Here is a 12968-nt window from a genome sequence, read left to right as displayed (position 1 = left end):
TTATCTTTTTTGGGTATTATACCTGATTTCACCAGCTTTTGGATGCATTTTAGCTAAATTTTGTCACGGATTAAGGTCTTACCCAACAATTGGTTTTGGGTGTAAATGAAAAACATGAATTTTTTATTAGAAAAAATTGACTAATAAAGTTAACGGCTGTATATATGACATAAGCATTTGTATTATATTATATATAAACTAATACATTTTGGGGATGAAAAGTTTCTTGATCTTTTTATGTGGAGTATCAGAGAAAATAAGCTAACTCCTCAACTATCAGGCGAAATTCCGGAATATTAAATGGGCTTGCTCAGTTTTTGTGAACAGGACGAGATTGTGTAATAAGAAAGCACCTTAAAGTAAAAAAATTCTATTAAGAAAGGTTGGTTTTAAAGTTGGAATTCAAGGACTTCACTGCAGCTCAAGTAAGAATAGCAAGACCTACTGATAAATTTGAAGAAATCATTGATTTTTATCAAAATGGTTTGGGACTTAAGCAAATTCAACAATTTAAAGGGCATAGGGGTTATGAAGGAGTCATATTTGGATTGCCAGATGTTGACTATCATTTAGAATTCACCCGCCATATTGATGGTAGTCCTTGCCCTGCCCCAACAAAAGATAATCTCTTAGTATTTTATATAACTGATAAAAATGAAATCAATAGAGTATCAGAACGGTTAGAGAAAATGGGGTATACCGAGGTTGAACCAGAGAATGGATACTGGAAAGAACAGGGGATTACAATTGAAGACCCCGACGGTTGGCGAATAGTATTAATGAATAGGTCTTATGTCTAATAAATTAATGATGCTGTTTTTATAAAGAGCAGAGCTCATCCTTAATATGTACACTGTTCCTGAATATCCGGAAAAGGTTTGGCGAAAAAATTGCTTGAAAATTGCTTATAATGAAAGTAAAAAAGTGGAGTGAAGCGAATTTGGCTGCATGCATCTCAAGACGGTGAACCCCTATATAGAAAAATGGGTTTTACTAAAAAGAATAATGAAATGGAACTGTTTCTCTAACTCTTTTGATTAGATTAGGATTAGCTCCACTTTATCCGGGAAAGTTACACTTTATATTTTGGATAAGCCGCAAAACAGCCTTTCTCCAAAACGCCCTGCGGGCTCATAACAATGTAGTGTTATTCGATGATTAGGGCTGAGTTAAGGGATACTTTCTTGAATGAAAGCAGGAAATGCAATGATTATGTAGAAATGAATATCTACTATAACTTATAGTCAATATAAGTGATTAAGGGGATGTTAATGTGTTAAGCAAGCCCAAAAAATTGCAGCCGGGAGATCGTGTTGCAACTGTAAGCCCTTCTTGGGGAGGGGCAGGTGATCCGGAATTTAGATGGCGATATGAACAGGGTGTAAAAAGATTAGAGGAAATTTTTGGACTTGAAGTTATCCCGATGCCGAATAGTTTGAAAGGAAGTGACTATCTTTATAAAAATCCGCAAGCTCGTGCTGAAGATTTGATGATGGCATTTCAAGATAAGAACATTAAAGGAATTTTTGCAAATATTGGTGGAGAAGATAATATTCGCTTGCTTCCTTATATTGATTTGAATGTGATACGTGAAAATCCAAAAATTTTTATGGGCTACTCGGATGTGACTGTTTCACACATGTTTTGTCATAAAGCGGGAGTTTCCTCTTTTTACGGTCCGGCGATATTAACCGATTTTGCCGAAAACGTCAGGATGGATCCGTATACGATTGAAATGGTGAATCGAACACTCTTTACAAATGAGGTGATCGGTAACATTCAGCCGGCCAAGGAATGGACGAGTGAGCGCTTGGAATGGGTAGAATCAAACAAGAATCAACGGCGCAGGATGCAACAGAACACCGGATATGAACTGCTGCAGGGCTCAGGTATCGTGCAAGGACGTTTAATTGGCGGTTGTATTGAAGTTTTGGAATTTTTAAAGGAAACGGAATTTTGGCCCGAGAAAAAGTACTGGGAGAACAGCATTATTTTCTTTGAAACATCTGAAGAAAAGCCAGAACCAGAGTTTATTAGGTATTGGCTGCGAAATTATGCTGTACAAGGTATTTTGCAAAAAGCAAATGGAATCATTTTCGGGAAACCATTAGATGAGAAATATTACGATGAGTATAAGGCGGAAATTCAAAAAGTCATGATGGAATTTGATTTGGCAGAATTGCCAATTCTTTATAACTTGAATTTCGGCCATACCGAACCCAAGTTTATTTTGCCATATGGAGCATTGGCAGAAATTAATTGTGAAAAAGGGTCTTTCGCGATTTTGGAAAATGGAGTAAATTAATTTCTGGCATCTTAACCTAAATCGGCTTATTTTTACACGGATTCACCTGATGGGCGATGGGTAACAGAACAACAAATCGATGGAACTGGCGGATTGCATTTGTAAGATTACAAACAGGCCGATTGCCGCGAACTGGAGAAGCCCTCCGCTTGGAGGGCTCTTAACGTTTAAGGTGCCACCACAAAACACAAACAAGCATTCGCTCCTTATTTCTTCTCTCCTCTTCCAGTGGTTTACTCACACAAATCTGCAGGCAAGAAATGAAGGTCTATATCGTCGGCTTGCCCAGAGAAATCTTCATCAAAAATGTTCTTTGCCAATAACAATAATTCATCATCCCATTCACGCAATACATTAAAATGGGCACTGCGGTATTTACCCGAAAAAATAACCGTTTTCGGTTATAATGAGAAATGTCTATAATTTAGATTGCATCGCCCGAAGTGCCTAACATTAAATTGAGCTAATGGAACAAGAACTGTTAAGGGGGGAATGATGATTTATTTACATTCTTTTTCATTTCCGAATGAGGATATGGAATTTGACTTTTTCATGAAAATAAAAAGAACGTGCTATGATTCGTTTTATCCATTTAAAATTTTATCCAGAAAAGGCTTGGAAAGGATTGCTTTTGAGCCAGTGACGATTTTATATGGCGGAAATGGTTCAGGAAAATCTACTGCATTGAATGTGATAGCAGAAAAAACAGGAATCAAGCGTGATTCAATCTATAATAAATCTAATTTCTTCCCTGATTATGTCAATCTGTGTGAGATGCAGCTTAAAGCGGACATTCCTGAAAATAGCAGGATTATTACGAGTGATGATGTATTTGACTATATGTTGAATATCCGGTATCTCAATGAGGGAATTGACCAAAAACGGGAAAAGCTTTTTGAGGAATATTTGGATGCAAAATATTCCCGTTTTCAGATGAAATCGATGGCAGATTACGAGCAATTAAAAAAAGTCAATGCAGCCAGAAGGAAAACACAGTCCCGTTTTGTGAGAAATGAATTGATGGATAATGTAAGGGAATATTCTAATGGAGAAAGTGCATTTCGATATTTCACTGAAAAAATTGGCGATAATGGACTTTATATTTTGGATGAGCCGGAAAACAGCCTTTCTCCAAAACGCCAGATGGAATTGATGAAGTTTATTGAAGACTCCGCCCGGTTTTTTGGCTGCCAGTTTATCATATCAACACATTCTCCATTTCTGCTTTCCATGAAAGAGGCGAAAATTTATAATCTTGATGAAAACCCTGCCAAGGTGAGGCGCTGGACAGAACTGGAAAATGTCCGTACATACTATGAATTTTTCAAAAAACATGAAAATGAGTTTTGACGTTAAGCAAGACCATTATAATCGAATATGGGGTGATGCAGTTGTTTGTAAAGGGACTGAATCATTTTTTGTTTTCTGTTTCTGATTTGGAAAAGTCCATTCAATTTTACCAAGATGTATTTGAGGCTAAATTGCTCGTTAAAGGGAGAAACACTGCTTATTTTGATTTGAACGGCATGTGGCTGGCACTGAATGTAGAAAAAGATATTCCCCGTAATGAAATAAGCCAGTCATACACGCATATTGCTTTTTCGATTGAAGAGGCTGAATTTGATAGAATATATAACAAATTAAAGCAATTGGGCGTAAACATTTTAACTGGCCGCCCCAGAGATGAAAGAGACAAAAAATCGATTTACTTTACCGACCCGGATGGCCATAAGTTTGAATTTCATACCGGCGCATTACAGGATAGGTTGGATTATTACAAACAGGAAAAGCCTCATATGGAGTTTTATGTTTAAAGGAAACCATTGGATGAGGAATATTACGATGAGTATAAAGAAGAAATTCTAAAAAGTCATGATGGAATTTGATTTGGCAGAATTGCCAATTCTTTATAACTTGAATTTTGGCCATACCGAACCCAAGTTTATTTTGCCATATGGAGCATTGGCAGAAATTGATTGTGATAAAGGGACTTTCGCGATTTTGGAAAATGGAGTGAAGTAATATCCGGCCTCTTCAATTAAATCGGCTTATTTTTTACTCAGCCAAAAAGGCGGGAAAACGAATGAGTTGCATGTTACAATATATATGATACCCCCGTTTCGTATAAGAACCGGTTGTTTATAAAAGAAGAAGGTGATCCGAGATGAATCATTTTGAGGAAGAAAAGCGCACACAGAGGCCAATGAAAGAGAAAGAACAATTAATGAACCGCTTAAAACGGATTGAAGGACAAGTACGCGGTATTCAGGGCATGATTGAAAACGACCGATATTGCGTCGATATTCTCACGCAAATATCCGCCATCAATGCAGCGATGAAAAAAGTCGGCCTACAATTGCTGGAGAGGCATGTCCATCACTGTGTAGCCGATGCGATAAAAGATGGAGATGGGGAAGAAGCGATTCAGGAATTGATGGATGTATTTAAGCGGTTTTCAAAATCCCAATAGGAGAAAGCCAGTATGATGGCCTGGCATCCAATTTTTCTGCTTGACATACATTACGGGGGTATGGTAAATTTAGTTTGTGAAACATAATAGGCTCCAACGAATATTGCCGGCCAAACAGGAAAAATTAACAACATCTTCATTCACCCGCATGTTTGTGGCTACCCAACGAGGGTATTGCAATATATAAGAAAATACGCTGTCGCGTTCTTTCTTAGAAACTGGAAGCAGGAAGCCAGATTTGAATAAATTGGCGAACCGCCAATTTATATTTTCTGTTGTATTAAAAAATCAACCAAGGAGGAACGGATATATGGAACACATTACATTAAACGTACAGGGAATGTCTTGCGGGCATTGCGTTCAATCTATTGAAGGAAATGTAGGAAAATTAACGGGTGTAAAATCAGTAAAAGTACATCTCGATAAGGGAACAGTTGATGTTGCATTTGACTCAAAATCAATCAACTTGAAAGAAATTAAAGATGAAATTGAAGAGCAAGGGTATGAGGTGGAGTAACTCCTGAATATGCCATTCGCAAATAGATCGTGCTGTCCATAAGCACGATTTATTTATCGAAAAAATATACCCTGTAACGGTATAGAAAAGATCGGAGTGAGGGAAATGAGCCAAAAGGAAACAACCCTGCAAATTACAGGCATGACCTGTGCATCCTGTGCAAACAGAATTGAAAAAGGGTTGAAAAAAATCGAAGGCGTAGAAGAGGCAAACGTGAACTTTGCGCTTGAGAAAACACATATAAAATACGCTCCTGAAAAAACGGACGTATCGCAATTTAAGGAAAAAGTCCAGTCTCTGGGATATGATGTCGTAAGCGAAAAAGTGGAGTTTGACATCTCCGGCATGACCTGCGCCGCTTGCGCCAATAAAATTGAAAAAAGGCTCAACAAAATGGATGGCGTGAATAAGGCAACCGTCAACTTCGCGCTGGAAACCGTTCTTGTGGAATATCATCCGGACCAAGTTTCCATTTCGGATATGAAAGAGGCAATAAAAAAGCTCGGCTACACCCTGGAGCAAAAACAGGAAAATGCAGGAGACCAAGTTGATCATAGGCAAAAGGAAATAGAAAAACAGCAAAGGAAGTTTCTTTTTTCAGCCATTCTGTCTTTTCCGTTGTTATGGGCCATGGTCAGCCACTTTGAATTTACCTCTTTTATTTGGCTGCCTGATATGTTTATGAACCCGTGGTTCCAATTCGCACTCGCGACACCTGTCCAATTTATTGTAGGCGGACAGTTCTATGTTGGAGCTTTTAAAGCGTTGCGAAATAAAAGTGCGAACATGGACGTGCTTGTGGCATTGGGTACGTCAGCCGCCTATTTCTATAGCCTGTATCTGAGTATCAGGTCGATCGGTTCCAATGCGCATACGGTCGAACTTTATTATGAAACGAGTGCGGTCCTGATTACGCTGATCATTTTGGGTAAGCTTTTTGAAGCGAAAGCGAAAGGACGCTCATCGGAAGCCATAAAAAAACTGATGGGGTTGCAAGCAAAAAATGCCACGGTTGTTCGTGATGGCCAAGAAATGATCATTCCGATTGAAGAAGTTTTACAAGGCGATATCGTTTATATAAAACCGGGCGAAAAAGTGCCGGTTGACGGTGAAATTGTGGAAGGTATGTCAGCACTTGATGAATCCATGTTGACCGGGGAAAGTGTTCCGGTTGATAAAACGATTGGCGATACAGTCATTGGGTCAACCATTAATAAAAATGGGTTTCTAAAGATTAAAGCTACCAAAGTCGGAAAAGATACGGCCTTGGCGCAAATTATCAAGGTGGTTGAAGAAGCCCAAGGCTCCAAAGCGCCAATCCAGCGCATGGCAGACGTCATCTCGGGGATTTTTGTGCCGATTGTCGTGGGCATAGCGATTTTAACCTTCCTTGTTTGGTATTTTGCGATAAGCCCCGGCGAGTTTGCGGTTGCTCTTGAAAAGTTTATCGCTGTATTGGTCATTGCTTGTCCATGTGCACTCGGTTTGGCCACGCCCACATCCATCATGGCCGGATCGGGCCGTGCAGCGGAATTTGGGATTTTGTTCAAAGGCGGCGAGCATCTGGAAACCACTCACCGGCTGGATACGATTATTCTTGATAAAACCGGTACAGTCACAAATGGGAAACCTACCTTGACAGATGTTATTTTGGCAGAAGGGATGAACAAAGGCGAATTTTTAACACTCGTCGGTACGGCAGAAAGAAACTCGGAACATCCCCTTGCTGAAGCAATTGTTGAAGGAATGAAGGAGAAAGGGATTGAATTGGGGTCACCAGATACATTTGAAGCCATACCCGGCTTCGGGGTACAAGCGACGGTCAAAGGGAAAGAGCTGCTGGTCGGCACACGCAGGCTTATGGCAAAGTATGATATTGATGTACAAGATCAGCTGCCAAAAATGGAAGAATTGGAGAAACAAGGCAAGACAGCCATGCTGGTAGCTATAAATGGCCATTACGCCGGGATCGTTGCCGTAGCCGATACGATTAAAGAAACATCAAAAGAAGCCATTGCCCGTTTGCAGGACATGGACCTGGATGTGGTGATGATCACAGGAGACAATACCGAAACGGCCCATGCGATTGCCAAGCCAGTGGGCATTCAGCATGTCATTGCTGAAGTCTTGCCGGAAGGCAAGGCAGAAGAAGTGAAAAAAATGCAGCAGGCAGGGAAAAAAGTGGCCATGGTGGGGGATGGAATCAATGATGCCCCGGCACTGGCAACCGCTGATATCGGAATGGCGATCGGCACAGGCACCGATGTAGCAATGGAGGCGGCGGATATCACGCTTATTCGCGGAGATTTAAAAGCAATTGCCGATGCGATTTTCATGAGCAAGAAAACCATCACCAATATCAAGCAAAATCTGTTCTGGGCGCTTGCATACAACAGTTTGGGCATCCCGATCGCGGCAGCCGGTTTCTTGGCTCCCTGGCTGGCGGGAGCAGCGATGGCATTTAGTTCCGTATCGGTTGTGCTCAACGCACTCAGACTGCAGAGGGTTAAGTTAAAGGCTTAGCTTTTATGCGCAAACATCTATGAAACGAAGTGCTTTGACGCGGCTTGTTACTGGCATCGTTTATATTGGGGTGGAGATCGCAGGTACAAGTAAGAGCAACTTTTTAGTTTACCATCATGACGGACACCCCTTCTGCGGTAGTGTGATTCAGAATGGCCATTTTGATCAGAGTATAAGCTGTTCAGTATTCCCTATGTATAGTATACTTTTTGTAAACAGTATTAAAATATAGACTACGCAATAATGAAACAAATCTATTGAAGAAGCCCAAGAAATACAGACTAATACAAAAGTTGGTTGCACCTGGAACCCATTCAAACTGGAGCTCATTACGTATAAACCAAAAAAGAAAGGTTGACAAATAGTGAATGCAACTCAAACTGTATTTGTAAACAAGTTTACAGACGGAATTCTTGATCCAAATGAAGAAATGGAATATGCAGTTCGAGATGGAGGACATATCGTTGCCAATACGGCGCCGGGTTGTTGGGGACCCATGATAACCCCTGCCTTAAAAGGGGGACATGAAGTAACCAAGCCCGTGTATGTGGAAGGTGCTGAAGTAGGGGACGCCATTGTTATTCATATTAAATCAATAGAAATTACCTCCTTTGCGACGGCATCGGGAAACGATAAACCAGTAGAAGGGCGATTTCATGGAGATCCTTTTGTAGCCGCCATTTGCCCGGTTTGCAACACGGCCAATCCCGATACAGTCATTAAAGGGATTGGTCATACGGCCATCCATTGTAAAAATTGTGACACCGACATTACACCATTTAACTTTACACATGCTTATACAATTGCTTTTGATGATCAAAAAACAATGGGGCTTACCCTCAATAAAGAAGCGGCGGAAACAATAGCGCAAGACGGCAGAAAATTTATGTGCACGCCGGAGCAGTCCATTCAAAACCCAATTGTGACATTTGCACCTCATGATATGCCGGCAACGATGGCAAGAGTCCGTCCGTTTTTAGGCCAACTTGGTACTACTCCTGCAAGGCCGATGCCAGATTCTCATAATGCCGGGGACTTTGGACAATTTTTAATTAATGCACCGCATGACTACGGCATTACAGAAGAGCAGCTTGAGGATAGAACAGATGGGCATATGGATATAAATCGTGTCCGTGAGGGCGCCATACTCATTTGTCCGGTTAAAGTAAAAGGCGGCGGTGTTTATCTCGGAGATATGCATGCCATGCAAGGAGACGGCGAAATAGCCGGGCATACGACAGATGTTTCCGGTATCGTTAACCTGCAAGTCCGTGTATTAAAAAATATGCACCTGGAAGGTCCCATTCTTTTACCGGTGGAAGAGGATCTGCCTTATTTGGCCAAACCTTTTACTGAACAAGAGAAATTGCGCGCCAAACAAATAGCAAAACAATGGAATATGAATGAATTGGAAGATCTATGTCCCATATCATTTGTAGGTACAGGAGCTAATTTAAATGATGCGACAACTAACGGCATGGAGAGGGCTGCCAACTTTTTTGATATTACTGTACCAGAAGTGATGAATAGGGCTACCATTAATGGATCTATTGAAATTGGCCGTCATCCTGGTGTGGTTACCGTAACATTTTTAGTCCCTGAATCATATTTAAATAATAAAGGCTTGTTAGATTTAGTAAAAGAACAATATAAATTGTAAAAATAATGAAGTGGTAATGGGGACAAAGCTTAACACCACAGACTAAAAAAATTGCTTTTGCTCAAAATTTTCCTGTTAATTAAAAAGAGCCTGAAAGGCTAACAACAGATGGGTAGCGCAGAAAGCCAGTAAAAGCTGATTTTCTGCGCCATCTTTTTTCAATAAGCGCAGTGTTGAGCTGAATTTTATTTTTCCAAAACTAATGAAAGGCCTCTAAATAAAAGAGGTCTATTTTTTTGTCAAAAAATGACAGGTGATTGACTTTTGGCGTTATCACTGTATATACTGATCATATACAGTAATAACGAATAGAGGGATGTTATGCAGTGAATATCATGATTTCAAACTCCTCGGATGAACCCATTTATTTACAGATTGTCAATCAATTAAAAGAGCAAATTATTCAGGGAGAACTGGCCGAAGCACAATCGCTCCCATCCATCAGGAATTTGGCAAAGCAGCTAAAAATTAGCGTTATTACAACTAAAAGAGCCTATGATGAACTAGAGAGAGAAGGATTTATCGTAACTGTTGCCGGGAAGGGTTCGTATGTTGCAGCAATGAACAAAGAAATGTTTCGTGAAGCCAAAGTAAAAATGATCGAAGAAAAAATGACGGAAGCCATCCATACAGCCAAACTGGCCGGTATTACTTTAGAAGAACTGCAAGATATGCTCAAAATTATATATGAGGGGTGGTAAAAGTGGGCAAGATTTTGGAAATCACCAATTTATCGAAAAGCTATAAAGATTTTTCATTAAAAGATATCAATTTTACCCTTGAAAGAGGATATATAATGGGCTTTATCGGCCCTAACGGTTCCGGGAAAAGCACGACCATCAAACTTATCATGAATTTGATAAAGAAAGATAGCGGTGCAATAAACATTTTTGGATTAGACAACGAACAAAATGATATCACGATTAAAAATAGAATCGGGTTCGTTTATGATGAAAATCACTTTTATGAAGAATTGACCGTAAAAGAAATGAAGGATGTCATCAGCCCGTTTTACAGCAGATGGGATGAAGGAATTTTCAACAGCTACGCCAAAGACTTTGAACTCCCGTTCAATAAACAAATTAAGCATTTGTCAAAAGGAATGAAGATGAAATTCTCTTTAGCCATTGCTCTTTCGCATCATGCCGAACTATTCATAATGGATGAACCAACTTCCGGATTAGATCCAGTAATAAGATCTGAATTATTGGATGTATTCCAATCATTATTGCAGGACGAAAACAAATCCATTTTCTTTTCAACGCATATTACTTCCGACTTAGACAAAATTGCGGATTTTATTACATTCATTCATAACGGAGAAATTGTATTGAGCCAAACAAAGGATGAACTTTTAGAGGAGCACTGTATTGTAAAAGGAAGTAAAAACCAATTAAATAACAACCTTCCAGAAAACTTTATCGGCCTTAAACAAAACGATTTTGGATTTGAAGCGTTGAGTAGAAATAAAAAAGAAGTCATCAAACAATATGGTGATTCCGTGATGGTCGAAAAACCGACATTGGAAGATATTATGGTGTTTTACACGAGAAGGAGTGATCATCGTGTTTCATCTTATTAAAAAGGATATTTTGATTCAAAAGAGAGCTTTTAAACTATCGATCCTGTTAATGATCTTTTTTACAATCACATTACTTTCAAATATGGGGCCTGCCGGACTGACAATTGGGGTGTTGGCGATAACCTATCAGTTGGTTTTAGGGGCAAGTGCATTAGAGGATCAGAATAATAGTGATATTATTCTGATTAGCCTTCCCATTAAGCGGACTGCCATCGTTTTTTCTAAATACGTCTCTATCTATGTTTATGCTGTGTACGCCATTCTCGGATTTTATCTTATTGATTTGATGATAGACTTATTGAATATTCCACTTGATATCCATTTTAATGTTCAAGGTGTAATGGGTGCCATTATTGCTGTCACTTTGTTTTGTTCATTATCTTTTCCTTTGATCTTTAAGTACGGCTATTTAAAATCGAAAATGGCAAACCTCATTATTTTTTTCGTATTTGTATTCGGAGGAGCCGGATTGGTCAATTATTTAAGCCATAAATGGACGTGGAGTCCAGATGCCATTTCTTTTTTCAACAATAATTCTGGTACAGGACTATTTATGATAGTAATGGTGCCACTGGCGTTCATTCTCATTTTCTCCTATTTTCTTTCCCTAAACTTTTATCAAAAAAGGGAATTTTAAATAAATAAAAAAGAGGCATTTGTGATGGTGCATAAAGATCTTGAGGACCCTTTGGAGCATTGGCTTCCCTGTTATAATCTGCTCTCCACTGACCATTTTGAGAAGTACCTATCCACTTAGGGATTGATTTATGGAGAAAATTATCCAAATGACCAAAAGCATCACAACAGCTAAAAAGACGTAAATGAGCTTTTTTTGAATCATATATCCTCCTTAGAAATCAGAACTTAAACAACCATCTGCTAAAAAGCAGGTGGATTTTGACATAAATGTCAAAGACTAAAGTCGTATTTTGGGCTGAAGTCCTGCTAAAAGCCCAAAAGCGAAAGCATACTTGAAGTCAACATCTCGTAAATACATGTTAGGAATTCCTGGCGTATCGTTTTTGTATATAAAAAAAGAATTGGCAGAACAATTAAACCCCAGAGTTACTGGATGGCTAGGACAAGACCCGGCAGCATCATCTGAAATTTATAATCCTGTTTTTGCAGTGGGGACACGTCGTTTTGAAACGGGTACGCCATCTTTTATAAGTGCCTATGCAGCTTATGAGGCGCTAAAATTACTGCTTGATGTTGGGGTAGGTACAATTGAAACTTATTTAAAAGAGCTGACCCAATTCTCCATACATTATGGAAAAGAAAAAGGATTGAATCTCATAGGGCCATTTTCTGCTGATGAAAGAACGAGTCTGATATCTTTTTATGTAGAAGCTGCATCAAAAGTGGAAGGTATGTTAAGAGATAAAGAAATTATTGTTTCTGCAAGAAAAGATGTAATAAGAATTGCCCCTCATTTCTATAACAATAAAGATGACATAAAATATGCAATAGATGAACTGGCAATCTTGGCAAATGGGGATTAAGACAGAATTTACTCAAACAGACCTTAAAAAGGTCTGGTTTGTTGATCCCGATTTAACCGGCAGTAAGACCCCCACTTAAAAATTTGCGGTAAAACAAGAATGATAAATGGGGGATCAACTGCCAGTAAAAGCCCGATTGGTTCAACTAACAATCAGTGGGGGTTTAGAGGATTGCAGGCTAAGAACGCCACATCGTGTGGCAACGCCTGCATGCCCCACATCCTGTGGACCTCACTGATTTAAGTTTCACTTTATTATGAAAGGGGGCATTAGTTTATTACTGCTTGGTTATTTTTACGAGCGACTGGCAGAAGGCCCTGGCATTTCAATGTCGGGATGAATGCCAGAAACATAGGTTTAAAAAAGAAATCGGCCCTTGCTTTTATTTTTTAAATATTATATTATTAAT

At 39.3% G+C, this 12968-nt stretch carries 12 protein-coding genes and 1 pseudogene; all 13 read left to right on the top strand.

Features of this window, described 5'->3' with window-relative positions; all coding sequences use genetic code 11:
* Positions 1 to 395 precede the first annotated feature (395 nt).
* Entirely contained in the window at positions 396 to 800 is a 405-nt protein-coding gene (locus tag AB1L08_RS19395; protein WP_413066287.1) for a VOC family protein, read from the top strand.
* Positions 801 to 1273: 473 nt separating this feature from the next.
* Complete coding sequence (locus tag AB1L08_RS19390; RefSeq protein WP_413066286.1) at positions 1274 to 2305, top strand: S66 family peptidase; 1032 nt, start codon at positions 1274 to 1276, stop codon at positions 2303 to 2305.
* A gap of 495 nt (positions 2306 to 2800) precedes the next feature.
* Positions 2801 to 3655, top strand: a complete 855-nt coding sequence (locus AB1L08_RS19385) for an AAA family ATPase (RefSeq protein WP_413066285.1) — start codon at positions 2801 to 2803, stop codon at positions 3653 to 3655.
* Between the two features lie 35 nt (positions 3656 to 3690).
* Positions 3691 to 4119: a FosM family fosfomycin resistance protein gene (gene fosM, locus AB1L08_RS19380; RefSeq protein WP_413066284.1), complete on the top strand. Its 429-nt coding sequence runs from the start codon at positions 3691 to 3693 to the stop codon at positions 4117 to 4119.
* Between the two features lie 3 nt (positions 4120 to 4122).
* Positions 4123 to 4327: pseudogene (locus AB1L08_RS19375) on the top strand (LD-carboxypeptidase); the annotation flags it as partial.
* Positions 4328 to 4469: 142 nt separating this feature from the next.
* Complete coding sequence (locus AB1L08_RS19370; protein WP_413066283.1) at positions 4470 to 4775, top strand: metal-sensing transcriptional repressor; 306 nt, start codon at positions 4470 to 4472, stop codon at positions 4773 to 4775.
* Positions 4776 to 5085: 310 nt separating this feature from the next.
* Positions 5086 to 5292: a copper chaperone CopZ gene (copZ, locus tag AB1L08_RS19365; protein WP_413066282.1), complete on the top strand. Its 207-nt coding sequence runs from the start codon at positions 5086 to 5088 to the stop codon at positions 5290 to 5292.
* 105 nt (positions 5293 to 5397) lie between these two features.
* On the top strand, positions 5398 to 7815 hold the full coding sequence (locus AB1L08_RS19360; RefSeq protein ID WP_413066281.1) for a heavy metal translocating P-type ATPase: 2418 nt from the start codon (positions 5398 to 5400) through the stop codon (positions 7813 to 7815).
* Between the two features lie 364 nt (positions 7816 to 8179).
* The gene (locus tag AB1L08_RS19355; RefSeq protein WP_413066280.1) at positions 8180 to 9475 is read left to right on the top strand and encodes an acetamidase/formamidase family protein; all 1296 of its coding nucleotides are present in this window, start codon (positions 8180 to 8182) and stop codon (positions 9473 to 9475) included.
* A 326-nt stretch (positions 9476 to 9801) separates the two neighbouring features.
* Complete coding sequence (locus AB1L08_RS19350; RefSeq protein ID WP_413066279.1) at positions 9802 to 10176, top strand: GntR family transcriptional regulator; 375 nt, start codon at positions 9802 to 9804, stop codon at positions 10174 to 10176.
* Between the two features lie 11 nt (positions 10177 to 10187).
* The gene (pmtA, locus tag AB1L08_RS19345; RefSeq protein WP_489686534.1) at positions 10188 to 11057 is read left to right on the top strand and encodes a phenol-soluble modulin export ABC transporter ATP-binding protein PmtA; all 870 of its coding nucleotides are present in this window, start codon (positions 10188 to 10190) and stop codon (positions 11055 to 11057) included.
* Complete coding sequence (locus AB1L08_RS19340) at positions 11041 to 11694, top strand: ABC-2 transporter permease (protein ID WP_413066277.1); 654 nt, start codon at positions 11041 to 11043, stop codon at positions 11692 to 11694. Before pmtA ends, AB1L08_RS19340 begins: the two co-directional genes overlap by 17 nt.
* A gap of 334 nt (positions 11695 to 12028) precedes the next feature.
* Positions 12029 to 12559: an aminotransferase class V-fold PLP-dependent enzyme gene (locus tag AB1L08_RS19335; RefSeq protein ID WP_413066276.1), complete on the top strand. Its 531-nt coding sequence runs from the start codon at positions 12029 to 12031 to the stop codon at positions 12557 to 12559.
* Positions 12560 to 12968: the final 409 nt, after the last annotated feature.

It is taken from the genome of Siminovitchia jepli (assembly GCF_047228825.1).
GTDB lineage: Bacteria > Bacillota > Bacilli > Bacillales > Bacillaceae_C > Siminovitchia.
The sequence above is the reverse complement of the archived record's forward strand: the minus strand, read 5'-3'. Positions and strand labels throughout refer to the sequence as shown.

Bases quoted from the DNA above. Each gene is read 5' to 3' on its own strand.
- AB1L08_RS19385 (WP_413066285.1), top strand. From the start codon at position 2,801: ATGATTTATTTACATTCTTTTTCATTTCCGAATGAGGATATGGAATTT.
- fosM (WP_413066284.1), top strand. From the start codon at position 3,691: ATGCAGTTGTTTGTAAAGGGACTGAATCATTTTTTGTTTTCTGTTTCT.
- AB1L08_RS19370 (WP_413066283.1), top strand. From the start codon at position 4,470: ATGAATCATTTTGAGGAAGAAAAGCGCACACAGAGGCCAATGAAAGAG.
- copZ (WP_413066282.1), top strand. From the start codon at position 5,086: ATGGAACACATTACATTAAACGTACAGGGAATGTCTTGCGGGCATTGC.
- AB1L08_RS19360 (WP_413066281.1), top strand. From the start codon at position 5,398: ATGAGCCAAAAGGAAACAACCCTGCAAATTACAGGCATGACCTGTGCA.